Source organism: Acinetobacter sp. RRD8 (assembly GCF_031844225.1).
Lineage (GTDB): Bacteria > Pseudomonadota > Gammaproteobacteria > Pseudomonadales > Moraxellaceae > Acinetobacter.
On sequence record NZ_JAUZUU010000005.1, the window covers coordinates 65,053 to 89,698 of the forward strand.

General features: G+C 44.8%; 21 protein-coding genes. 11 read left to right on the forward strand and 10 right to left on the reverse strand.

Going from position 1 to position 24,646, the window contains the following annotated elements:
• Positions 1-45 precede the first annotated feature (45 nt).
• Positions 46-1,266 carry an acetate kinase gene (locus Q9R24_RS07145; RefSeq protein ID WP_311204474.1) on the reverse strand — a complete coding sequence of 407 codons (1,221 nt, stop codon included), beginning with the start codon at positions 1,264-1,266 and terminating at the stop codon, positions 46-48.
• Positions 1,267-1,718: 452 nt separating this feature from the next.
• Complete coding sequence (locus tag Q9R24_RS07150; RefSeq protein ID WP_180038068.1) at positions 1,719-2,984, reverse strand: glutamate-5-semialdehyde dehydrogenase; 1,266 nt, start codon at positions 2,982-2,984, stop codon at positions 1,719-1,721.
• A 322-nt stretch (positions 2,985-3,306) separates the two neighbouring features.
• On the opposite strand from Q9R24_RS07150, the gene Q9R24_RS07155 reads away from it, so the two are divergent.
• Complete coding sequence (locus Q9R24_RS07155; RefSeq protein WP_311204475.1) at positions 3,307-4,644, forward strand: alpha/beta fold hydrolase; 1,338 nt, start codon at positions 3,307-3,309, stop codon at positions 4,642-4,644.
• Positions 4,645-4,672: 28 nt separating this feature from the next.
• On the opposite strand, the gene Q9R24_RS07160 is transcribed toward Q9R24_RS07155, so the two are convergent.
• On the reverse strand, positions 4,673-5,536 hold the full coding sequence (locus tag Q9R24_RS07160) for a class I SAM-dependent methyltransferase (protein WP_253145764.1): 864 nt from the start codon (positions 5,534-5,536) through the stop codon (positions 4,673-4,675).
• A gap of 122 nt (positions 5,537-5,658) precedes the next feature.
• Positions 5,659-6,681 (reverse strand): beta-N-acetylhexosaminidase, encoded by a 1,023-nt coding sequence (gene nagZ, locus Q9R24_RS07165; protein WP_311204476.1) that lies wholly within the window; start codon positions 6,679-6,681, stop codon positions 5,659-5,661.
• 200 nt (positions 6,682-6,881) lie between these two features.
• Here nagZ and Q9R24_RS07170 point away from each other — a divergent pair, with 200 nt between their 5' ends.
• The 7 genes from Q9R24_RS07170 (at position 6,882) to Q9R24_RS07200 (ending at position 16,787) form a co-directional block, all read left to right on the forward strand.
• A complete protein-coding gene (locus tag Q9R24_RS07170) occupies positions 6,882-9,068 on the forward strand; it encodes a carboxy terminal-processing peptidase (RefSeq protein WP_114542262.1) in 2,187 nt (728 codons plus the stop codon).
• 435 nt (positions 9,069-9,503) lie between these two features.
• Complete coding sequence (locus tag Q9R24_RS07175; RefSeq protein ID WP_311204262.1) at positions 9,504-11,357, forward strand: EAL domain-containing protein; 1,854 nt, start codon at positions 9,504-9,506, stop codon at positions 11,355-11,357.
• Positions 11,358-11,499: 142 nt separating this feature from the next.
• On the forward strand, positions 11,500-13,092 hold the full coding sequence (locus tag Q9R24_RS07180; protein WP_004647433.1) for a peptide chain release factor 3: 1,593 nt from the start codon (positions 11,500-11,502) through the stop codon (positions 13,090-13,092).
• A 111-nt stretch (positions 13,093-13,203) separates the two neighbouring features.
• Positions 13,204-14,028, forward strand: a complete 825-nt coding sequence (locus Q9R24_RS07185) for a hypothetical protein (protein ID WP_005103197.1) — start codon at positions 13,204-13,206, stop codon at positions 14,026-14,028.
• A 44-nt stretch (positions 14,029-14,072) separates the two neighbouring features.
• Complete coding sequence (locus Q9R24_RS07190) at positions 14,073-15,035, forward strand: RsiV family protein (protein WP_311204263.1); 963 nt, start codon at positions 14,073-14,075, stop codon at positions 15,033-15,035.
• Positions 15,032-15,853, forward strand: a complete 822-nt coding sequence (locus Q9R24_RS07195) for a TatD family hydrolase (protein WP_311204264.1) — start codon at positions 15,032-15,034, stop codon at positions 15,851-15,853. The genes Q9R24_RS07190 and Q9R24_RS07195 overlap by 4 nt, the downstream gene beginning before the upstream one ends.
• A gap of 127 nt (positions 15,854-15,980) precedes the next feature.
• On the forward strand, positions 15,981-16,787 hold the full coding sequence (locus tag Q9R24_RS07200; RefSeq protein ID WP_004647438.1) for an enoyl-ACP reductase: 807 nt from the start codon (positions 15,981-15,983) through the stop codon (positions 16,785-16,787).
• A 175-nt stretch (positions 16,788-16,962) separates the two neighbouring features.
• Here Q9R24_RS07200 and secB read toward each other — a convergent pair whose 3' ends face one another.
• The 4 genes from secB to rsgA all read right to left on the reverse strand — a co-directional run bounded on the left by secB (position 16,963) and on the right by rsgA (position 19,295).
• On the reverse strand, positions 16,963-17,421 hold the full coding sequence (gene secB / locus Q9R24_RS07205; protein ID WP_004647439.1) for a protein-export chaperone SecB: 459 nt from the start codon (positions 17,419-17,421) through the stop codon (positions 16,963-16,965).
• A gap of 38 nt (positions 17,422-17,459) precedes the next feature.
• A complete protein-coding gene (gene grxC, locus Q9R24_RS07210) occupies positions 17,460-17,714 on the reverse strand; it encodes a glutaredoxin 3 (RefSeq protein ID WP_004278388.1) in 255 nt (84 codons plus the stop codon).
• A 21-nt stretch (positions 17,715-17,735) separates the two neighbouring features.
• Complete coding sequence (locus Q9R24_RS07215) at positions 17,736-18,143, reverse strand: rhodanese-like domain-containing protein (protein ID WP_004647440.1); 408 nt, start codon at positions 18,141-18,143, stop codon at positions 17,736-17,738.
• 93 nt (positions 18,144-18,236) lie between these two features.
• Complete coding sequence (gene rsgA / locus Q9R24_RS07220) at positions 18,237-19,295, reverse strand: ribosome small subunit-dependent GTPase A (RefSeq protein WP_005103207.1); 1,059 nt, start codon at positions 19,293-19,295, stop codon at positions 18,237-18,239.
• Positions 19,296-19,420: 125 nt separating this feature from the next.
• Between rsgA and orn the strand changes: the two genes are divergently transcribed.
• Positions 19,421-19,978 (forward strand): oligoribonuclease, encoded by a 558-nt coding sequence (gene orn / locus Q9R24_RS07225; protein WP_044109923.1) that lies wholly within the window; start codon positions 19,421-19,423, stop codon positions 19,976-19,978.
• A gap of 36 nt (positions 19,979-20,014) precedes the next feature.
• Here orn and Q9R24_RS07230 read toward each other — a convergent pair whose 3' ends face one another.
• Positions 20,015-20,266, reverse strand: coding sequence for a hypothetical protein (locus tag Q9R24_RS07230; RefSeq protein ID WP_004733081.1), 252 nt, complete (start codon positions 20,264-20,266; stop codon positions 20,015-20,017).
• A 182-nt stretch (positions 20,267-20,448) separates the two neighbouring features.
• Here Q9R24_RS07230 and Q9R24_RS07235 point away from each other — a divergent pair, with 182 nt between their 5' ends.
• Both Q9R24_RS07235 and Q9R24_RS07240 read left to right on the forward strand, forming a co-directional pair.
• On the forward strand, positions 20,449-21,219 hold the full coding sequence (locus Q9R24_RS07235; protein WP_114542006.1) for a ThiF family adenylyltransferase: 771 nt from the start codon (positions 20,449-20,451) through the stop codon (positions 21,217-21,219).
• Between the two features lie 98 nt (positions 21,220-21,317).
• Positions 21,318-23,153 (forward strand): tetratricopeptide repeat protein, encoded by a 1,836-nt coding sequence (locus Q9R24_RS07240; RefSeq protein WP_311204265.1) that lies wholly within the window; start codon positions 21,318-21,320, stop codon positions 23,151-23,153.
• A gap of 68 nt (positions 23,154-23,221) precedes the next feature.
• Here the strand turns inward: Q9R24_RS07240 and Q9R24_RS07245 are convergent, their stop codons facing one another.
• Positions 23,222-24,640 (reverse strand): efflux transporter outer membrane subunit, encoded by a 1,419-nt coding sequence (locus Q9R24_RS07245; protein WP_311204266.1) that lies wholly within the window; start codon positions 24,638-24,640, stop codon positions 23,222-23,224.
• Positions 24,641-24,646: the final 6 nt, after the last annotated feature.

Genomic DNA, 24,646 nt, shown 5'->3' on the forward strand with positions numbered 1-24,646 from the left:
AGTCGCAGAATAATAAAAATCAGTGAAAAAGAAGCTAAAGCCTGCTTATGCAGGCATTACCTCAGCTTGAGACTTTTTTGCAGTATTGCGCTCCACTTCAAGTTCAACCACACTTTGAACTTCCCGGGCAATACGGCCTTCTTCATCTGTTGGCACTACCCAGATTTGTGGGCCTGTACCTGAATCAATTCGGCCTTCGGTACCGCGTTTCAGCTCATTATTAGCATTTTTATCCAGACTGAAACCGAAATGAGGCAGGTAAGTCATGGTTTTTTCGCGGATATACGCTGAGTTTTCGCCAATGCCGCCAGTGAAGAACAGACCATCAAGACGTGGCAGACCACAGCTCAACGCTGCCAGAGACTTAGCTAAACGGTAGCAGAATACTTCAATCGCCAGTGTGGCATCTTCATTGCCTTGTTCTGAAGCTTCAATCAGGGTACGCATGTCATTGGACAGATCAGACAAGCCCAAAAGACCACTTTGGCTATTCAGCATCTTGTCAATTTTATAAATATCCCAACCCAGGTTTTTCGCCAGGAAGCTGTGCAGACTTGGGTCAACATCGCCACTGCGTGTGCCCATAACAATACCTTCAAGTGGAGTTAAACCCATTGAGGTATCTACACTTTTCCCATTCCAAACGGCACAGGTCGAGCTACCATTACCTAAATGCGCGGTTAACCAGCCACCTTGTTTGAAACTGCCTGCCAGTTCAGAACCACGCTCTGACACATAGGCATGACTAGTCCCGTGGAAACCATAGCGACGCACACCATGGGCGGTATATAAAAATTTCGGCAGGGCATAACGATAAGCATGCGCTGGCATGGTTTGGTGGAAGGCAGTATCAAATACCGCAACCTGTGGTAATTCCGGGAATAAACGTTTAGTGGCTTCAATGCCAATCAGGTGTGCCGGATTATGTAATGGTGCAAGCGGCGTTGCTTCACGAATTTTTTCAATAATCTCGTCATTGATCAGTTCAGCCTTGGTCAGGCTGCCACCATGTACGACACGGTGACCGATCGCGTCCGGACGGTAGTTGGCCAGACGTTCAAGACCCACTTCCAGTGCTTTTTTGTGGTCAGCAAATGGAATATGGATATCGACTGGCTTATTGCCAACCGTTACACCTTTAATGCGAGCATTCTCTGTGCCTAAGTTCTCAGCTAAACCATGAATACGGAAATTCTGCTCCTCAAGAAGTAATGCAAACTTGATTGAAGAAGAGCCACAATTAATAACTAATACTGATTTAGACACGATTGATTACCCAATTTTTAATTAAAATTCTCGTCCATTTGCTTGACCCAATTGCGGGCAATGAAGCAGCAATCCAGATCAATGAATATGTTTTAACATTTGTTTTTTTTCTGTCCTAGATAGACTTTAGCAGATTAGACTTAAGCATTATCGACCGATTTAACAATAATAACTAAAATTTATCAGTTCATAGTTTTCATTTATAAATAAAATGATGCTGAAAATATCATCAATAAGAATACTAAACTCTGCTTAAATTTAATTTTAGAACAGATTAATTCTTTAGTTTAGCGCCTGAAAGGCAAATATTGTTTTTACATACAATTCTATAAAGAGATTCATGAATAAAATGACCCGAAGGTTCTGATCCATCTATTTCAGTGTCAATTTTTCTGTCCATAAAAAAAACAGCCTCATAAATGAGGCTGTTTTTAAGTTAGCAATCTGAATATTTATTGGCGAATCTGACCATCACCAAAGACAATCCATTTCTGCGACGTCAGGCCTTCAAGACCGACTGGGCCACGAGCATGGATTTTATCGGTTGAAATCCCGATTTCTGCGCCTAAGCCATATTCAAAACCATCTGCAAAACGAGTAGAGGCATTGATCATGACCGAACTTGAATCTACACCCGCCAGAAATTCGCGAGCCAGACTGTAGTTTTCAGTAATAATGGAATCGGTATGATGCGAGCCATATTTGTTGATGTGCTCAATGGCTTCTTCTATACCAGAAACGACTTTGATCGCCAGAATCGGGCCCAGATACTCGGTATACCAGTCTTCTTCAGTGGCCGTAATGACTGCATCTTCAAGAATACGCTGGGTTTCCCGGCAACCACGAAGTTCGACTTTTTTCTCTTGGTAAAGCTCTGCGATGCGTGGCAAGAATTCTTCAGCGACTTTTTCATCGACCAGCAGGGTTTCCATGGCATTACATACACCATAGCGATGGGTTTTGGCATTGAGCGCAATAGGCAATGCTTTCAACAAATCTGCTTGAGCTTCCACATACACATGACAGTTGCCATCTAAATGTTTAATGACCGGTACGCGTGCTTCCTCGGTAATTCGTTCGATTAGGCTCTTGCCGCCACGAGGCACAATCACATCCACATATTCGGTCATGGTAATCAACTGGCCCACTGCAGCGCGGTCAGTCGTATTCACGACCTGTACGGCAGCCTCAGGCAAGCCTGCGACTTTCAGGCCATGCTGAATCGCGACAGCAATGGCCTGATTTGATTCCAGAGCTTCTGAGCCACCCCGTAAAATAATGGCATTGCCTGATTTGAGTGCGAGTGATGCAGCTTCCAACGTGACGTTAGGACGTGACTCGTAGATCATGCCGACCACACCCAAAGGCACACGCATCTTGCCCAGTTGAATCCCGGATGGGCGATAAGCCATATCACTAATTTCACCAATCGGATCTTTCAGGCCAATGACATCTTTTAGACCCTGCAACATACCTTTAAAGCGTGCGGGGTTGAGTTCTAAGCGATCAAGCAGGGCTGAGTCCAGATTGTTGTTATGCGCCTTGGTCATATCTTTCTGGTTAGCAGCCAAAATAGCAGCTTGGCTATTTTCCAAAGCCGTATAAATAGCGGATAACGCATTATTTTTAGTTTGGGTGGACGCGCGAGCCAAAATGCGAGACGCTTGGCGTGCCTGCTGTCCTACCGTTTGCATGTATTGTTCAATAGACTCTTGCATAGCGGTTTGATCACTTAGAAATTTCATTTCGATATTAACAGCCTGCTGCTGCACAATGAAGCCCATCTGTTAAAAATCATCCGTTTTCGCAGACTTCTAAACATTTTGAAAATGTTTTCTGTTTAAAAGCAGATAAGTGGTCACTGAAGCGGTTGCTTGTGAAAAGCAGCTCTGTATAGAATGAAACACGCGGCATTGATGTCATTTATAATTATTAAAGAGCAGGATGCGTGTTCAGGCACACCGGAATGTGCCTGAATTATAAGATCTGTTAAGCATGACTTGCACAATAAAAATAAGGCAAGGACGGAGGAAAAGGAATATGAATTCCATTATCCACATGGACGCCCATGTATTGGAACAACATAGACACGATGGTTTTTTTGATTTTTATGATAAGCACAGTTTTAAGCAGCCACCACGCACCACCTGGATGGATGGCTGGAAAATCGAATATATGGCGATCGCCCGTCCAGATACCTTACATTTAAGACCCATGGTGATTATTGGGGGAGCTTTCCAGAATTTTAACTCCTACAAATATTGTGTAGAGCAGCTTTTTGATGCAGGTCCCATCATTCTGATTGACCTGCCGTCCATGGGGGCCAACCAGCAGATTGGTAATGTCGACACAGGTCTGTCTGCCGGAACACTGGAGCTTGAAGACCTTGCTGCGATGCTGGGGCGCTGGCTGGAACAGATGCAGCTGCCGCAAGTGGCAATTCTAGGCATGTCCTTGGGTTCAGTGGTGGCTTCCTGTTTGGCAGATCAGCGTCCTGAACTGGTCGATCGGATGATCCTGATGGGTGTGATGCAGAAAACCCGTAAAAGCTGGCGGATGCTGCTGGAAGAGTCTTTGCATCTAATGAAAGAACAGCGTATGGATGAATTTGGTCAGGCCGTCATTTTGTACCTGGTGAATCATGCACGTTTAACAGAAACCCGGATGTCACCGACTGCAAAGCGTTTGTTCTTTAAACAGATGGCGGAATTTACGGCCACCGAACAGGATCGTTATGATATCAATTGCAACCGTTTATTGCGTCTGACCAATGTGCCGATTCCACAGTGCAAAGTGCTGGTGGCATGTGGGCAATATGACAGTTTTACCTTGCCACATGAGAATGCCAATTTTGCCCTGCAATGTCCGAATATGCAGTATGTACAAATTGCAGGCGCCGATCATGTACCGCAGTTACAACGTCGTAAAGAAACCATGCATCTGTTTGCAACCTTCTTACGTGATGAACCGGTCGATCAGTTGCCGGGAATTATTCCGTTTAGCCCTGAGCAGATACAGCAGCTTGAACGTCGCGGTGAAGAGCGGATTCAGGTGCAAGATTCACAGCGTTTCCTCAGTCATCGTCATTCTGATCTCATTTTAAAAGCAGAGATCGTGGACATGAATTTCTTTGGGGTATTGCTGGAGTTAGATGTAGAACAGGCAGTATGCGCAACAGCTTATCCACGTGATCTGGCCTTGCATCTGGAAGATGAAGTTGGGGAATTTCAGATTGAGTGCCTGATCTTTGAACAGGATGATACTCAGCTGCGTGCTTTATTCAAACATGGCAGTTTTGAAGTCGCAGAACGCTTATTACGCTTTGTACAAATGCAAAAAGTACTGTCACAAACTGAAGTATTTGATGCAGCAATTTAAAAAACAGCAGCATTAAAAAACAGCGTACTTAAACGCTGTTTTTTTTCACGGCATGAATCATCCAGACCAGATCACCTAAATGTTCATCCTGCTCATGAGTCGGGTTTGGCTGATGAGGCTCGGCAAAATAACGTTGTGGTTGTTGTACCTCAACCTGGTCAAATCCTGCATCTTGAAAAAAGTGCTGTAGTTCTTGAGGGGATTTAAAATGAAAGGTAAACGCACTTCGAGACATGAATTTAAGCAGACGGCTACTGCTCCAGATAAAGTTCGCTAGTTTATTTTTCACCGGTTCGGGGTAAATATCGCTGAGATAGTGAACTGCCGGGAAATACTGCGCATTTTCTGTAATACCCTGCATCAGAATGCGTAACATCTGCTGATCAAAATAATTAATCAGTCCTTCACTAATGACCACTAAGGGCTGGTTGCGGTCAAACATCTGAAAAATACAGTCCAGTTCTTCACTAAAAATATCGGCAGTCAGGACTTCAGGTGCATGCTGATCAATTTGCTGTAAAGCCTGCGTCTTGATCTTGGCCATATCAGGCAAATCCAGTTCACGATAATTAATCTCTGGAAATTTCTGTCTGAAATTCCAGCTGCGTGGAGATAGTCCGCAGGCAATTTCAAGAACCTGAAGTTGTGGATGTTGCTCAATTAGTTGACACAGATGCTCATCAATCATCTGATGGCGCTGCTTAAGTGTCGTACGCATGCTACCGCCAACATGGCGTTCCGCCCAGGATTCAAGTGGATGCAACAGTTTGGCCAGAAACTTGCCTTTGGATGTAGCAAAGGCTGGATGTGAGATCCCCATTTGATACCAGATATAGCCGGTATAGTGCGCCGTAAAAGAAATATGGCGATGTTGCGAAAGTGAGTCTGTCATATAGTTCTGACCTTATTGTTATTTTTAAGTTGATTAAATAAAAGTGTAAACTTTTCATTACTATAATAAAAAAGGAACACCTTGTCGTGCCCCTTTTTCATATTGATTGGATTTAAAAAGTTTTAGCTGGACTGCTGTTTAAATGCCAGTATTTCATCACGGATCTCGCGCCATTCTTCACCCAGATTCAGTTCGTCACCAATCTGGATGTTCGGGATGTTGCCGCGCATGCATTCCAGGCGTTGCTGGTTCGGGAAGGGCAAATCTACAATCCCTTCCAGTGCAATACATTGTGCTGCACGATCATTGCAGACCAGACCCATATCACAACCAGCTTTGAGTGCGGCCTGAATTCGGGCATCGGCACCGCCTGCGACACATGCGGCCTGCATGCTTAAATCATCCGAGAACAGGACACCGTCAAAACCAAGCTCCTGACGTAAAACTTTCTGAATCCAGAATTCCGAGAAGCCTGCCGGATTGGGATCGACCTGACTATAGATGACATGAGCCGGCATCAGCGCATCTAGTTGTGGTTGCAGTTGGATAAAGCTTCGCATGTCTTTTTGCTGGATTTCTGCATAGGAGCGCGTATCAATCGCTGCAGCAACATGTGAGTCCGCTTTGACCGAGCCATGCCCGGGGAAATGTTTACCAGTTGAAGCCATACCGGCACGTTTCATACCTTTTAGAAATGCGCTGGCTAGTGGAATAATGTCCTGGATATTTTGGGCAAAGCTACGATCACCGATCACATCACTGATATCATTCAAGTCCAGTACCGGGGCAAAGCTGAAATCAATGCCAACAGCCAGCACTTCAGCTGCCATCAGCCAGCCGCATTTTTCAGCCAGTTCCAAAGCACGCTGTGGATCATTACTATAAAGTTCGCCAAATCTTCCCATTGCAGGCAGCAGGGTAAAGCCTTGTCTTAAACGCTGGACACGACCGCCTTCCTGATCGACCGCAATTAAAATATCAGGACGCACCTGACGCATATGATCGGTCAAAGCACGGACTTGCGCCGGAGATTCGATATTGCGACCAAATAAAATCACTCCACCGACTTGCGGCGCACTTAATAGTTCAATATCTTCTTGAGTGAGGGTTGTGCCTGCGATGTCGAGCATCAATGCGCCAATCATATGCGGAATCCGTTTTAGAGTTTTTCGGAGAAAACAATACCTGAATTCTGCAATGATTTGCTACACTTTGTCAGCACAGAATATGATAAAACTACACGACATAAACATATTAAGTTGTTTAAGATGCTGAATACGTTAAATTCTGGTCGAAAAGCAACACGGTCACATTGGTCTCTAGGCCAAGGAAGTACGAATTATTTATGAAATTTCAAACTATAGCTTGCGCAGTTGCGATTGCGACAGGTGGATTCTTTTTTACCCATGTAGTGAATGATGCGATTGCGGCCAACAGTAATGAAGTGGTCAGTAAAGCAATTCAGCCATCTCAAGAGCAGGCGCTGGTGTCACGTCAGCTGGCAACCCTGGTTGACCGTCAGCATTATTTAAATATGCGTCTGGATGCCCAGACCTCACAGCGTATTTTTGATTTCTATATTGATAGTCTTGATCCGGAACATAGTCTGTTTTTGGCTCCAGAAGTTGAAAACTATAAGAAACGCTATGGTGCCAATTTTGGTGCCAATCTGAAAGCCGGCAATTTGTCTGGTCCTTATGAAATGCATGCGCAATATCAACAGCGATTGCACCAGTTCTACACCTACATGTTGAATGAGCTGAAAAAACCGCAGAATCTGAATCAGCCAAATGTTTATATCGAAACGGATCGTGAAAAAGCACCGTTCTTTAAAACTGAAGCTGAACAGCGCGCGCACTGGTCAAAAATGCTGGTGTCTCAGCTGATCAATCTGACCATCAGTAAAGAAGAGGAATTGGCCAAGCAGAAAGCGCTGAAAGCCAATCCGGAATTGGCCAATGGACAAGACCTCACGGGTCCTGAAGATCTGACGCCTGCGCAAACCTTAACCAAGCGTTATACCCGTCAGCTGGAACGTCTCAGCCGCATCAAGAGCGATGATGTGCTTGACAAGACACTGAACGCGATGATGCTGACTTATGATCCGCACAGTAATTACTTCCCGCCTGTCGATGCGATGGAGCTGAATCGCCAGACGACTTTACAGCTGGAAGGCGTCGGCGTATCGATTCGTCCGGAACGTGGTAATGAAGATTACACCAAGATTGAAACCATCGTTGAAGGTGGTCCGGCCAGCAAATCTGGTCAGGTGAAATCAGGTGATCGTATCATTGGTGTGGCCCAAGACGGCGAACAGATGGTCGATGTCATTGGCTGGCCAAGTAATGAAATTGTCGGTCTGATTCGTGGTAAACGTGGCACGAAAGTCACTTTACGCTTACTCGGTGCGGGTGCTGCCATGGGGCAGGCACGTAATGTGACTATTACCCGTGACGTGATTCAGGAAGAAGATGCTGGTGTACGTACACGTGTAGTCGACATTCAACGTGACGGTAAAAAATATCAATATGGTGTGATCGAAATTCCGTCGTTCTACCTGAACTATCGCGCACGCCGTGCCGGTACCGATTATCGTTCGGTGTCTGAAGATACCAACAAAGCCTTGAAAGAGCTGGCAGCGAAGAATGTTGCCGGAATTATTGTCGATTTGCGGAATAACCCGGGCGGTTCACTGGAAGAAGTGGCACGTATGTTGGGGCAGGTAATCAAGTCTGGTCCAGTGGTACAGATCCGTGATGGCAATGGCAATGTCAGCGTCTTTGAGGATGATGATGGCGGCGCACAAACCTATGCAGGTCCACTGGCAGTGATGGTGAATCTTGCCTCTGCATCGGCCAGTGAAATTTACTCTGCTGCGATTCAGGATTATGAACGCGGGATTGTGATTGGCAGTACTACCACCGGTAAAGGTACAGCACAAGTACAATTGGATAGTCTGGCACATGGTCAGGCGACATTGACGCAGCGTAAATTCTACCGTGTGACCGGTGGCAGTACCCAGAATAAAGGGGTCGTTCCGGACATTAAACTGGTCGATATTTATAACGAGGAGTTTGGTGAGCGTAAGGCCAAAAATGCCCTGCAGTGGGATACTATTCCAACGGCACCATTTAAACGCGAAGGTGCAGTACAGAAATACGTTCCTGAATTGGCTAAACTTTCTCAGCAACGGGTCACACTGGATTCTCAGTTCAAGTATTTAGAACAGCGTAAAGCCGTGATGAAGAAAGCTGAAGAAGAGAAACGTCAGGTACTGGACTTGCAACAGCGTAAAGCTGAGTTGATTGCCATGGAGCAAAAAACGCTGGACGCAGAAAACACTCGTCGTGCTGCAACAGGTCTGAAACCTTATCCAAACTGGGAAAGTTATCAGGCTTCACTGGATGCCTTGATTGAAACACGTGCCAAGATGAAGGCCAAAGAACGTCCGGCTCTGCCTGAAGAAGAAGCGTTTGTAATTGAAGCGGCAAATGTGTTACTGGACTATGCCAAATTACAGGCAAAACCCTAAGTTTTAGCCTCATTGATCGTTGATAAAAATAGCCTGTTTCGACAGGCTATTTTTTTATTTTGTAAATCTGCACAAAAATCCAAATAAAATTTTGCTATGAAGTGCCATCTGTCTAAATAAAAAGAAAAAAATTGTGATGGTGATCGAATAAATGAGCTAAAAAAATGAAGCTAAATATTTGCTTAAATTTGAAACACTTCTAATATATAAGTTGTATTTTATTTTTCTGTTGAGTTTTATTTTTGGGGCAATTCTCAACTTCAAAAGAAAGAAATATAAATTCTAAATTTTAGTTAAGACTGATGTTGTTGCAGACCAATTGGCTTGCATGGATAGTCAGTCTTGAGATTTTACTGAGTTCAAATTTGATCGGGTGAAAATGGAAATATCAGTGCAGAGAATAATAAAAATGATCACCGATGGGGAACATTTTATATGATTGATATTCAGCATGATATTGGTCTGTTCATCGGGTCCGTTCTTTCTGCATTGGTTGCTTGCTATCTCATCGCACGGATTAAAAAATTTGCTTCAGGCGCTTCACAGCCAAACTTTAAAACCTTCAATTTAATGCTAACCGCCATGCTATTGGGCCTATTCATCTGGTTGATCCATTTTATCGGGCTGACAGCAGATTTTGTGCTGAATAAATACGAGATGAATTTGGGCTTGATGCTCCTGTCTGTTCTGGTGATATGTATTGCCGCTATGTTTACCCTCTGGTTAAGTGCCAGAAGTACTTGGTCATTTTTCCGGGCAGTTCTCGTATTAGGTGTGATCGCACTCGGCATCTTTGGCATGCACTCTATTAGCATGATGTCATTCAATTTTACTGCCGCCCATATGCAACAGTTACCGGAATTAGTTCAGGCACATGATCAGCTATTTCTGGCCGTGGTACTTATGAGTGGATTGCTCCTGGTAACGCTGATTTGTATCATCGTGTCCGAACTGCGTGTGGGATTACGCAACCGTCAGCTTGCATGGGCCAATCAACAAATTGAAAATCAGACAATTCAGGACAATCTGACCAAATTGCCTAACCGTTTGTATCTGGCTGAATATGCAAGTCTGCTGTTTTCAGGTCAGTCCGAACAGCAGCATGAAATAGCCTTTTTATACATTGATCTGGACCGTTTTAAGGCGGTCAATGATGTGTTTGGTCATCTGGTCGGCGATCAGTTGCTGATTCAGTTGACCACGCGGATTCATCTGTTATTAGGTCATCATTCCAAGCTGCTCAGAATCGGTGGCGATGAATTTCTGCTGGTACTGGAAAATACCTCAGTCGCCAAAGCTGCAAAAATGTCAGAACAGATTCTTGAGCTGATTCAGGAAAGTTTCTTGATTGAAGGCAAGAGTATTCATATCTCGGGCAGTATTGGCATTGCTATGTATCCGGAGCACGGCAAGAATTTACAGGATCTGCTGGTCAATGCCGATGCCGCCATGCTGAGTTCCAAGTATCAGGGACGCAATACCTATTCAGTCTTTAATTATTCTACCGACCAGGATGAAAGCAAAAGCCAAAGCACCCTGATTAATGACCTATATAAAGCCGTGGAAGAGCAGCAGTTTGTGCTGTTTTATCAGCCCAAGTTTCGAACCAAAGATCGTAGCTTGTGTGGGGTAGAGGTATTAACTCGTTGGAACCATCCCCAGTTGGGGCTGCTCGGCCCGAATTTGTTTATCAATGCAGCTGAAAAAACCGGACTGATTATTCAAATGGGCTATTGGGCATTGGAACTGGCCTGTCAGCAAATTCAAAAATGGCAAGATACACATACCGAATTTTTCCCTGTTGCGGTTAATTTGTCTGCGGTACAATTTGAGCATAAGCATCTATTTAGTACTTTAGAGAAATTATTTGCACAATATAAAATCAGTCCTCAGCATTTAATGATCGAGATTACTGAATCGACTGCCATGCATCATATTGATGTGAGTATGCGCAGCTTTAAGCGTTTAAGACAAATGGGCATCCGTCTAGCCATTGATGATTTTGGTACAGGGCATTCAAGCTTTCTCTATTTAAAGAATTTCGCCGTAGATGAATTAAAAATTGACCGTGAATTTATCAAAAATCTGGCAGTCGGCTCCAAAGAAGAAATGATTCTGGAAAGCATTATTCAGCTGGCCATGAAACTGGGCTTGGTGGTAACCGCCGAAGGTGTTGAAACAGAAGCGCAAGCGGAAATTTTAACCCGGCTCGGTTGTGAACAGTTACAAGGCTTTTTACTGGGCTTGCCGGTAGATGAACAACGACTAGAAAGTTTACAATTTCATTAATAACGCTCTAATTGATTGAGCGTCAGGATAGACGACATGGCTCACGGAACACCACACTGAAACTCTGCTACAATATCGCCAATTTTTTCATATTGATCGAATTTGATCTCGAATGCTGTGCATTGAGCAGTAGGTATATTTCATGAGCTTTAAGCAAGAACTGGCGGCACAAGTCGCCCAGCGACGTACGTTCGCTATTATTTCCCACCCCGATGCCGGTAAAACCACCATGACAGAAAAATTGCTGTTATGGGGTCAGGCCATTCAGGTGGCCGGGATGGTAAAAAGCCGTAAATCTGACCGGGCCGCAACATCGGACTGGATGGAAATGGAAAAAGAGCGTGGTATTTCGATTACCACCTCAGTGATGCAATTTCCTTTTAAAGACAAGATGATTAATCTTCTGGACACTCCGGGACATGAAGACTTCTCGGAAGATACCTACCGTACCTTAACTGCGGTAGACTCTGCGCTGATGGTGATTGATGGTGCAAAAGGTGTCGAAGACCGTACCATTAAACTGATGGAAGTGTGTCGGATGCGCGATACACCGATCATTTCATTCGTCAACAAAATGGACCGTGAAATCCGTGAGCCACTCGAGCTTCTGGATGAAATCGAAAACGTTCTGAAAATTAAATGTGTCCCGATCACTTGGCCACTCGGTACAGGCCGTGATTTTGCCGGTGTATTTAATTTAATCGAAGAAAAATTCTACGTGTATAAAGCCGGTTTCGGTTCAGTGATTACTGAGATCGAAGTGCGTGATGGTTATGACTATCCTGATCTTCGTGAGAAAGTCGGTGAGCTGGCTTGGGCGGCATTTGAAGAATCGCTGGAACTGGTACAAATGGCCAATGAGCCTTTAGACCGTGAAGAATTCCTGGCCGGTCGTCAAACGCCTGTTCTATTCGGTACAGCCTTGGGTAACTTTGGTGTCGACCATGTTCTGGATGCCTTCAGTCAATATGCGCCATCTCCTAAAGCCCATCCGACTCAAGATCGTGTTGTAGAAGCAGATGAAGAAGGCTTCACCGGTTTTGTCTTTAAAATTCAGGCCAATATGGATCCGAAACACCGTGACCGTATTGCCTTCATGCGAATCTGTTCAGGAAAGTATGAAAAAGGCTTGAAGATGAAGCATGTACGTCTGGATAAAGATGTGCGTATCAGCGATGCCTTAACTTTCTTGGCTGGCGATCGTCAGCATCTTGAAGAAGCCTGGCCGGGTGATATTATTGGTCTACATAACCATGGCACCATCCAGATCGGTGATACATTTACCTCGGGTGAGAAACTTCAGTTCACCGGTATTCCTCACTTTGCGCCTGAAATGTTCCGTCGTGTCCGCTTGAAAGATCCACTAAAATCCAAGCAATTGCAAAAAGGTCTGAAAGAGCTGTCTGAAGAAGGGGCGACTCAGGTATTCATGCCGCAGAATAACAACGACCTGATCGTGGGTGCGGTGGGTGTGCTACAGTTTGAAGTGGTGGCTTACCGTCTGAAAGAAGAATACAAAGTTGATTGTGTTTACGAACCGGTCAGCATCAACACAGTACGTTGGGTGTCTTGCGATGACGAGAAGAAATTCAACGAATTCAAGAAAAAAGCTCATGACCAGTTGTCTGTCGATGGTGGTGGTCATTTGACATATCTTGCACCAAGCCGCGTGAATTTGCAGCTGATGCAAGAACGTTATCCGGACATCGTGTTCCACAATACGCGTGAACACTAAACTTTAACGTTCCGCAGCTAAAGTTTAAAAATATCAAACAGCTTCTCCGGAAGCTGTTTTATTTTATGCTACATTTAAGCAATTAATAACTCGATAGATATAGCAAAGAGAATGAAGCTCAGCAAGGAAGTCGTCCTCGGTTCTGTGATTGGTTTAAGTCTTGTCCTGAGTGGCTGTGATCAAAGCGAAAAAGAGCCTGTTAATACTCCGGAAAATGAGAAAATCACCGCAGCTCAGCAGACCGCAGATGTTTTGCCTTATCTGAATATTCAAGAGCAGCCGGCCAAGATTGCCTTGCCATTTTGTGAAAATAAAAACTGTATCAATCTGGATATTCAGACCTTGCATACGGTTGATCCATGGATGAACCAATGGATTGAAAAGCAGCAGGCCAAAGTGATCCAGGATCAAATCGGCTTGAAACAGGACATGAATTTACAGCAGGCGATCAATGCCTATGTAAAAAAATCGGATGCCTGGCAGGCGCAGCTCAATTTGAACAAGGCTTATGAACTGTCGCTATATACCCGTATTCCTTACCAGCGCAATCAATATGTATTGATGCAGATCGGGGTCGATACCAAACAGGAAAATGTCAGCGTGCATGAGCGCTATTATTTTTTTGTGGCTGATCGCCACCAGCAGAAAATGCTGACCCCACTGGATATTATCGATCCTAAGCAACAGTTATTAATGGATCAGATTATTCAGCAAGCCTATGAGACATGGCTCAAAGAAAATGATCAGCAAGTGCAGCAGAAAGCGCCGAAAAAACTGTATTGGGGACAAGCTGACTGGTTTTTTGATCAGGAAGGTATTGGTCTGCATTTTCGCAGCCATGAAATTAGCAAAGACGCCAAACAACTGGATATTTATTTAACAAAACAACAAACACAACAGGTCTTGAAAGCTGATATCTATCAGCATATGTTTTAAAGCTCATGATCCTGCAAGATTACAGGTTCCAAAAAGGTGAATGAATGCCAAAATACAAGAATATCTTTTGTCTATCCATACTGGCGTCAGCGATCTTGCTGAGTGCCTGTCAGCCAAAGAGTAATGAGCCGGAAGAATCAAGTACTTCCGAAGTGGTACAAGCCGAAGCTGAAGCACTTAAACTCAACGGCGATACCGAAAAGCTCAAGCTGGCGATTCCAGAATGTGAAGACAAAAGCTGTCCGGAAATCTCGATCGAACGTCTGAACAGTAATCAGAGCTTTATTGATGAATGGATCGACCAGCAGATTCTGCAACAGTTGAAAAATATCCTGTCTCTTGATGCGATTGAACCGGCAAAAGTGAGCGCTGCCAGCGAAGCAGACGTTGCCGCCTCTGAACCCAAAGCTGCTTTAGCAACAGTGGTGACACCAAAACAGCAGCTTGAGCAGCAAACTCAACCTTATATGCAGACTTTCTTGAATCTGGATAAAGAGCTCAAGGCCCTGAGTGCCAGTCATAGTATTAGCCTGATGATTAAGCCCAAGATTCTGCATTCGGGTGATCCTCTAGCGACAGTAGTTTTGAACAGCAGTTATTATCTGGGAGGCGCACACGGGGCATCTGCACAGACTTATTATAATTTTGATCTGGAACAGAAAAAGCTGATCAAGCTGGATGACATTATTGCGGTCAAACAGAAAGCCCAACTGGAAGCGCGTGCTTATGATGCGTTTAAAACCTGGGTGGTAGAGTCCAAGCTGGCCAAAGATGTCGCCGAATATGAACAGGCCTGGAAGTTCAAGCTTACCGATAACTTCTATCTGGGCAAAGACGGCTTGATATTGCAATATGCCGAATATGAAATTGGGCCATATGTTGTTGGCTTGCCACGTCTGATGATTCCTTATGAGCAGTTACAAGGTGTGCTGAAACCCGAATATCTGCCTCAAACTGAAAAAGCTGCCTCCGAGGCACAGCCAGCATCTGCTGCAAAAGCCAAATGACCTTAAAACTGTTTGATACGCATACCCATTTTGATGTTCCCGATTTTGATCCTGATCGGGAACAGTTGGCCTATACGGCCAAAGCGGTAGGTGTCGATCATCTGGTTTTAATTGGTTTTTTGCAAAACCGTTTTCAAGATTTGTTAAGGACCCATCACTTCATCAATGATCTGGAAAATGCCGCGCAAAGCCATTTGGCACCCGGCTTGCATCCGTTTTATATTGAACAGCATCAGGCTGAACATCTATACGATTTGGAACGGCTGCTCAAAACTGAACCATGCATTGCCATTGGCGAAATCGGTCTGGATACCTTTTTAAAACAGCACAAACAGGCGGAAATTTTTCAGAAGCAAAAAGATTTTTTTGCTGCACAGCTTGAACTGGCACAGCAATTTGATAAGCCGGTTTTGCTGCATATCCGCAAATCGCATGCGGAGGTTTTGCAGATTTTAAAACAGCAGCAGTTTAAACAGGGCGGCATTGCGCATGCCTTTGGTGGTGGGATTGAGGAAGCCAAGGCTTTTATCAAGCTGGGATTCAAACTGGGCATCACCGGGCAAATCACCAATCTAAATGCCAAAAAATTGCATCAAGTGGTGCAGTATGTCGGACCAGAACATTTGGTATTGGAAACTGACTGTCCGGATATGACGCCACTCTGTTGTCAAAGCTCGACCGAGCAACGTACCCGAAATACACCTGCAAATTTACCTTATGTGCTGCAAGGACTGGCAAAGAGCCTGCATATGCACAAAGAGGAACTGGCTGAACAGCTCTGGCAAAATACTCATCAGGCCCTGCATCTGACCATTTAAGTTAATACTCTTAACTCAGTCTTAAATTCCCAGTTCATCATAAATCGAAAAAAAGGTGCATTATGCAATTTCTAAAATGCTTCAGACTTGGCATCATGCCATATACATTCTTTTAGGTGAGATTCACATGGCACAAGGACTTTTGGCGGGTAAGCGCTTCTTGATCGCGGGCATTGCGAGTAAATTATCGATTGCTTTTGGTATTGCTCAAGCATTGCATCGTGAAGGTGCTGAATTGGCTTTTACTTATCCAAATGAAAAGCTGAAAAAGCGGGTAGATGACTTTGCTGAACAGTTTGGTTCGAAACTGGTTTTTCCTTGTGATGTGGCAGTCGATGCTGAAATTGACCATGCATTTGCCGAACTGGCTAAACACTGGGATGGTCTGGACGGCGTAGTGCATTCTATCGGTTTTGCACCGGCACATACGCTAGATGGTGACTTCACCGAGATCACGGATCGTGAAGGCTTTAATATTGCACATGACATCAGTGCTTATAGCTTTATTGCAATGGCACGTGCGGCAAAACCTTTGCTGCAAGTCCGTCAAGGCTGTTTGCTGACATTGACCTATCAAGGTTCTGAGCGTGTAATGCCAAACTATAACGTGATGGGTATGGCCAAAGCCTCTTTAGAAGCAGGCGTACGTTATTTGGCGTCTAGCTTGGGTCAGGAAGGTATTCGTGTGAACGCGATCTCTGCGGGTCCAATCCGTACCTTGGCAGCTTCAGGTATTAAATCATTCCGTAAAATGCTTGACCTGAATGAGAAAGTTGCACCACTGAAACGTAATGTGACGATTGAAGATGTCGGTAATGCCGCATTATTCCTGTGCTCGCCATGGGCTAACGGAATTACCGGTGAAATCCTGTATGTCGATGCCGGTTTCAATACGGTAGGTATGAGCGCTGATTTGATGGCGGATGCGGAATAAGTCCTATAAATCCTCTCTCCCTCAGGGAGAGAGTTAGAGAGAGGGGAATGACTTCTTTCTCTGAGTGAGGAAATGATTAAAATCCCCCTCATTCCCCCTTTGATAAAGGGGGAGGCCACTCAAGGCAATAAAAAAGACCGCATAAGCGGTCTTTTTTAGATTTGAAGAACAGCGATTAAGCTTGACCATCCACAGCAGCAGCTTGCGCACGTTGCATATTGGCTTCAAATTCAGCATCAAAGTTGATTGGAGTCAATAGCAATTGTGGGAAGCTGCCTTTAGTCACCATATCATTCACTGCTTCACGTAGGAAAGGGAACAGGATGTTCGGGCAGTATGCACCTAGGATGTATGGAAGACGCTCTTCTTCAACGCCATCTACCAGGAAAATACCGGCTTGAGTCACATCAACGATAAACGCGGTATCACCTTCGTTGGTCGCTTGAACCACGACTTTCAAAGCTACTTCAAAATGAGTTTCATCAATTTTTTCTGCAGAAGAAGAAAGATTGATGTTTAACTCAGGTTGCCATTGCTTGGTAAAAACTTGCGCCCCAGGAACTTCAAAAGAAATATCTTTGGTATAAATACGCTCTAATGCCAATTGTGGTTGAGCTTGTTGTTCTTCACTCATTTTTTGATCCTTAATATGAAGTGATAATTTTAGTAAGGTTAAGCCAGCAATTCATCAAGTTTGCCTTCACGCTCTAAAGCATAAAGTTGGTCAAAACCACCGATGAACTGATCATTAATAAAAATTTGTGGCACGGTACGGTGATTGGTACGCTGCATCAATTCAAGACGTACTTCAGGCGCTTCTTGAGACAAGTTAATCTCTTTATATGCCACACCCTTACGTTCCAGTAGCTGTTTTGCACGCACGCAATAAGGACACACTGTCGTCGAGTAAATAGTAACTTCAGCCATGATCAATCTCCTGTTCGTGGATTATTTGCTTTTCACCAAAGGTAAACCTTGAGCTTTCCAGTTGCTGACGCCGCCATCAAGACGGTAGGCATCGGCATGACCAACCTGCTGTAATGCAGTACCAGCCACCTGTCCAAGGTTACAAATGAACACCAAAGGGCGATCAGATGCTTTCAGCTCTTCAACATGTTTTGTAATCTGGCTATATGGAATATTACGGCTGCCGCTGATATGACCTTCACGGAAGTCTTTGGCATCACGTAGATCAACCAGCATGGCATTTTTTGCTTTGACTAAAATTCCCAGCGATTGCGGAGAAATTTTGCGACCGTTACGTTGACCTTCGATAATGAAGAACAAAACCACTAATACCGCGAGTGTTCCAAATAAGAAGGGGTGATTCCCCATAAACTCGAACCAACGTTCCACAATTCACCTAATTACAATTTTAAAATTGCCAAGAGTATAGCTCATAAATATGGTGATCAAAATCACCGCTTCAAGGGCCAAGGGTTAAGAAAATTAATTTTTTTGCTGTGCTTCAGTGATTTCGTCGATTAAACGTAAATAGCTGTCCAGTCGGCGCGGTAAAATTTCACCTGCGGCCGCAGCCTGACGCAAAGCACATTGTTTTTCATGCTTATGGGTACAGTTACGGAACTGACAATGGCCGAGCAGGTTTTCAATTTCAGGAAAGCCGCTTTGTACCTTATCTAAAGTCAGGTGCCACAGGCCAAATTCACGAATTCCCGGAGAATCAATCAGGGCCGCACCTTCACCAAAACCGATCAAGCGCGTTGACGTCGTGGTGTGCTGACCGAGTGCCGAGTTTTCCGAAATAATATTGGTTTTCTGTGCGGCATCCGGCACGATGGCATTAATCAGCGTGCTTTTACCCACACCCGATTGACCGACGAAAGCCACCGTTTCATTTTCCAGACGATTAGACAGTGCAGTCAGGTCGCCATCGGATTGGGTCTGCATCACTTCATAACCGAGATCTTGATATTCTTGCAGCAGAGTCAGAATCGGATCGTTTTCTTTTAACAAATCGGCTTTATTCATCACCAGCAATGCAGGAATATCGGCATCGGCACAGGCCACCAGATAACGGTCGATCAGGCCCGGCGCTGGCTCAGGCAATGGTGCAAACACGATCACAATCAGTGAAATGTTGGCCGCTACCGGTTTAACCTTGTGATAGCGGTCGGGGCGTGTCAATAAGGATTTTCGGGGATGAATCGCGGTGATAATTCCTAAACCGGTATTCGGATCGGCTTGCCATTTGACCCGGTCACCCGTGACCAATAAATCCAGATTGGTTCGAGTATGACAGCGCCAGACGCTGTCCAGTTCAATCTCTTTCCAGAAAGGTTCAGGCTCACCATCGGCGACCACAGGTTTTTCAGGGTGAATGTCAGGGCGAGACAAAGCTTGCACTTCAAGTTGGCGGCCATAATGTTGCACCACTAAACCTTCAAGATCACTGGAGGTATCGAGATCTTCTTGACGTGTTTTCTGTTGTTTCTGAATGCGGCGCTGTTGTTGCTCTGTCAGACGACGCTTACGTATTAAGGCCATTCATATCCTAAAAAAACCGGGTAAATCAGATGGCAAAAATAGCATGAAGCAGCCCCCGAATGACACCCAAGATGTAATTAATTTGCTACTATAGTTGTTTTTAAACCCAATAAGATTGCACATTTATGAGCAGCACCGCTGATACCCGCCTGATTTGGATTGACCTTGAAATGACAGGTCTAGACACAGACAATGATCAAATTATTGAAATTGCAACAATTGTAACCGATGACAATTTGAATATTTTGGCTGAAGGTCCTGTGCTTGCGGTACATCAGCCTGCACGTCTGTTAAATGCCATGGATGAGTGGAACACTCGCCAGCATGGTCAGTCCGGTCTGATTGAGCGTGTGCGTCGCAGTAAACTGACCGCTCAGGATGCCGAGCAGCAAACCCTTGAATTCCTGAAAAAATGGGTCAATCCAAAATCTTCACCGATGTGTGGTAACTCGATCTGTCAGGATCGTCGCTTCCTGCACCGTTTGATGCCTGAACTGGAACAGTATTTCCATTACCGTAATCTGGATGTCTCTTCAGTGAAAGAACTAGCCAAACGCTGGCGCCCGGAAATCATGAGCGGTCTCAAGAAAAATGCCTCGCATCTGGCGATGGATGATATTCGCGATTCGATTGCAGAACTGAAATATTATCGTCAATATTTCTTTATCATGAATAAAGACTAAATTCCGATGAATTGAAAAGAGGCGCAAGCCTCTTTTTTATTTTACTGAACTGGATTTTTTTCTAGCGTAAAACTGCTCCATGCTTTCAAAGCCTACCCACAAGAGCAATAACATGATCAGATGATTCTGTGTTTCATAACGATCGAAAATAACCAAGCCAAATAATCCTAAAGTCATTAAACGAATGAGAATACTGAGATAATAATTTTTGTTTTTTTGGCTGATCAGAACATAAAAATAAAGCCCGATACAAAGTATGTTCAAACCCAAAAGGGTGTTAAATAGCATGACATTTCACTCCTTTTGGCCAAATGACATAGAATTAATTTGTTGATATTTTAATCAATCTCGAGTGAGTTGTCGCTCTCATCCGGTCTGAATGTCATTTAAATCGATCAAAAATTTAGTGGCGGTAAAGAAAAGCGGATTTTGTTAAAATGATCCGGTATTTTTATTGCTATAGATGACCTATGACCGACCTGCTTCAAGATGATGAATATGACCGCCGTTTTGCTGGTGTTGCCAAAATTTATGGAGAAGACAGCTTTAACCATTATGAAAAAAGTCATGTGATGGTGATTGGTATCGGGGGCGTAGGTTCATGGGCGGTAGAAGCACTGGCACGTAGTGGTGTGGGCGAGCTGACCTTGGTCGATATGGATGTGGTGGCCGCGTCTAATATTAACCGTCAGTTACCTGCCATGAGTACCACCTTGGGTCATGAAAAAATTGAAGTCATGGCCGAGCGTTGCCGCGCAATTAATCCACGCATTAAAATTAATCTGATTGATGATTACCTGACGCCTGAAAATATCAAAGAAACTTTAGCAGGTGATCCAGATTTAATCCTCGACTGTATTGACGATGTCAAAGCCAAATTTGCTCTGATGCTACATTGTCGCTTTAACAAGATTCCTTTAATTGTATCGGGCGGGGCAGGGGGTAAACTGGACCCGCTGAAAATTCGGGTCGCCGATTTATCTAAAACCGAACAGGATCCGATGCTGGCCAAATTACGTGCCCAGTTACGCAGCAAAGGCATCTGCAAAAAGCCCAAAGAAAAATTCGGCATTACTTGTGTCTATTCCATCGATAATCCATTCTCCAGTGCCGATGTCTGCGCCAGTGCCGGCTTGCGCTGTGGTGGTTATGGCTCTGCCGTGGTGGTAACTTCAAGCTTTGCCATGGTCGCTGTAGCAGAAGGCTTGAAAAAACTCGATAATAAAAGAGCAAAAGCCTGATTTAAAAAATAAAAAGCACAATCTATGTGCTTTTTTTAAACTGGCGTTTAGAATGAAAGGATTCATTCGCAGAACAAAAATAATGTTTTGGAGCAGCTATGTGGTTCTTGCTGGTACTGATTTTGGGGATAGGGGCGTTGGCGATCTGGATGTGGAAACGTCCGGATCCGGTGAAACGTGATCAGGCGAAGGCTGTACAACATGATTTATGGATTGAGCAGATTGATGCTCAACTGAAACATGCAGCACGTTTGAGTTCAGATCCGGAACATCCGAATTATGAACGTGCCTATCAGATTTATCAGGGACTGGCTCAGCAACAGGAAATTCCACAAGCCTATGTAGGTATGGGCCTAATGCATCTGCAAGGTCTAGGGCATGAGCAAAATACTGAAAAAGCCATCAGCTACCTGGACAAAGCCTTTCGCTTGGGCAGTGATGAAGCGGCTTATCATTTGGGGCGGATTCATGAAGGGGAGGCATATCAACAGGCTGACCCGGAAAAAGCTTTGTATTGGTACCGACATGCGGTAGCACGTGGCAATCTGGATGCCCAATATCGTATTACTGAACTTTCTTCTACCGAAGGCCAGCCTCAAAACGAGATGACTGCAGAAAAACAGCGTCTGGCATTATTCATTCAAAATGCCGGGCAGGGTCATGCCAATTCGCAGTATCAGTTGGCTCAGTATTATTTGGCAGATTCAACAACCCAAGATTTAGTGCAAGGAATTCATTATCTGTTTCTGGCGGCACAACAAGATCATTTGGCCGCTAATCAGCAGATCGCCGATGATTATGCGCGTGGTCAGATTCTACCGCAAGACCCGACCCAAGCCCTGCAATTTATTAAACGCTGTATTAGTCTCGGTGACCAGAAAGGTCTCTATGATTATTATGCCGGTGTGTTACAAGGCCGTATCGATACCGACCAGCGTCAACGCGTGTTCCAGCATTTATTGCAGCAGTCCAAAGAGCATGCCGATGCACAAGCCAAGACTTTAATCGGGCTGGCTTATTTTCATGGCTGGTATGTTGATAAAAATGAAACCATGGCATTTCGTTACTGGTCGGAAGCGGCCAACAGTCAGCATGCGCCTGCATTATGCATGATTGCTGCGCTGTATTTTGAGCAGCACCTGGTGGCCAACGAACCGCAAAAAGCATTTGAGTTATATCAGGCTGCCTATCAGCTTAGTCCTGATGATGTGTCTGCACAGATGGGGCTAGCGCTGTGTTATTTAAATGGTGTCGGTACAGTAAAAGACATTGCCAAAGCCACACAAATGATTCAGAGCGCGGCACAGCACTATTGGCAGATTGTGGCTCAGTCTGAAGCGGATTTAATTTATATCGTCGGCCGGTTTTATAGTCTGGCTGAATATCCCTTACCGATACGTGATAAAGCTGTCCAGTACCTGAATCAGGCGGTTGCGAAAGGTTCGAAAGAGGCGGCATGGTTTCTGTATCAAGCCCTGTTAGGCATTTATCCTGTGTATATCAATAATGCAGAGCTGGCCAATCGTTATCTGCATCAGGCTGCGCAATTGGGTCATGCCCAGGCACAGGCAGAATTGGGCTTGAAATATCTTAAAGGCCAACAGATTGCGCAGGATATTGCCTTAGGCTTGAGCTATCTGCAAAAAGCAGCCGCTCAGCAGAATGGTGTAGCACTGAATGCTCTGGGTGAAGCATATGAGCAGGGTCAAGGTGTTGAGAATAATATTGAGCAAGCCGTACACTATTATCAGCAGGCGGCAGTGCAGGTGAATGCGGATGCTTATAGCCATCTTGGGCGTTTATATACCAAGGGTATTAGTGTAGAGCGTGATATCGGAATCGCACGGGACTGGCTGGAAAAAGGCAGTTTGCTCGGACATGAGCGATCAATTGAATTATTGAAAAATGTGAATGCGTATTTGCAAATGAAATAAACTGACTCAAATCATATGAACTAAAAAAACCGCTGTTTGGCAGCGGTTTTTTTATGGATTAAGCTTTGTTAAGGCAACTGTTTAATCGGGCTACCACCCAATGCCTGCATCAAGGTGACATAGGCATTGTATTGGTTCTGTCGGGTTTGCACCAAGGACAGCCGTGCATTGCGCGTGGTTTCCTGTGCATCCAGCAGGTTTTTCAAGGCTACTGCACCATTACGATAACGCACTTCAGTCAAGCGTTCAGTTCTTTCTGCCAGCTCAACATTCCGTTGCTGCAAAGTCACCTGCTTAGTGAGCTCAGTACGATTCGACAAGGCATTTTCCACATCAGCAAAGGCTTCATACATGGTCTGGCGATACTGGATAATGGCTTTTTCATATTCCAGCTCATTGACTTGCAGATCACGTTTCATGTCATTCCATTGCAGGAAAGGCAAAGTCAGACCAGCACCTAAAGTTGCAACCGGATTTTTCAGGGCATTCGAGAGGGAAGTACTGCTGCCAATACCGGTGGTCAGATTACCGGTCAAACTAATGGATGGATAGTAGCTGGCTTTGTTGGCATCTTTATTAGCTAGTGCCTTACGCAAGCGCAGTTCAGTCGCTCGAAGATCAGGACGACGTGACAATAAACTCGCCGGTAAGTCAGCCTGAATACTCGGCAATTGAATATTCGGTAAACGGCTTGGCTCTTGAATCGCGAGCTGTTGAACCGGCATGTGCAGCAATACCGCGAGTCCGGTACGTGTTTCCACACGTTGTTGTTCAATCTGGCTTAAGGTTGCCTGTTGGCTTTGAATCGCCTGTTCCGCCTGGGTTAAATCCAGACCGGATACTGCGCCGGCACGATATTGCACTCGCACCAGATCATAGGTTTTTTGCGCGGTCGCCAGATTTTGCTGTACCACGCTATAACGTTCATTCAGATAAGCCAGTTGCCAATAGAGTTGCGCTGTGGTGCCGATCAGGCTCTGAGCAGTTGCCTGCAAGTCTTCTTCAGAGGCTAAGGCCTCCCAGCGAGCGGCTTCGGTTTGATTGGCCAGTTTGCCAAACAGATCCAGTTCATAGCTTAAGCCCGGATAACCCAGTGAAAGACCCGTCGAAGAATCGCCGCCACCATCTAGGCTAAAACGATGGCCCGTTGAAATTCTTGCATCACCGACGCGAACGCCTTGCTGACTTTGAGCTTGTCTGGCTTGAATACGGGCCTGTTGTAAACTGATGCCGGCCACTGCCAGATCGGTATTCTGCGCCAATACTTCATTCACCAAATTATTTAATTGCGGATCTTTAAATAAAGTCCACCATTGATCTGCCAAAATATCAGCATGAATCTGCTGACTAAGCACCTTATTGTTTTGAAAGCTACCCGGCATATTGATCGCAGGCTGTTCATAGGGGGTTTTCACCACTGCGGCACAACCGACCAGCGAGCTTCCCAGCAACAGGGCACTGGCAAGCTTGGTTAAATTCATTTGCATATCAGA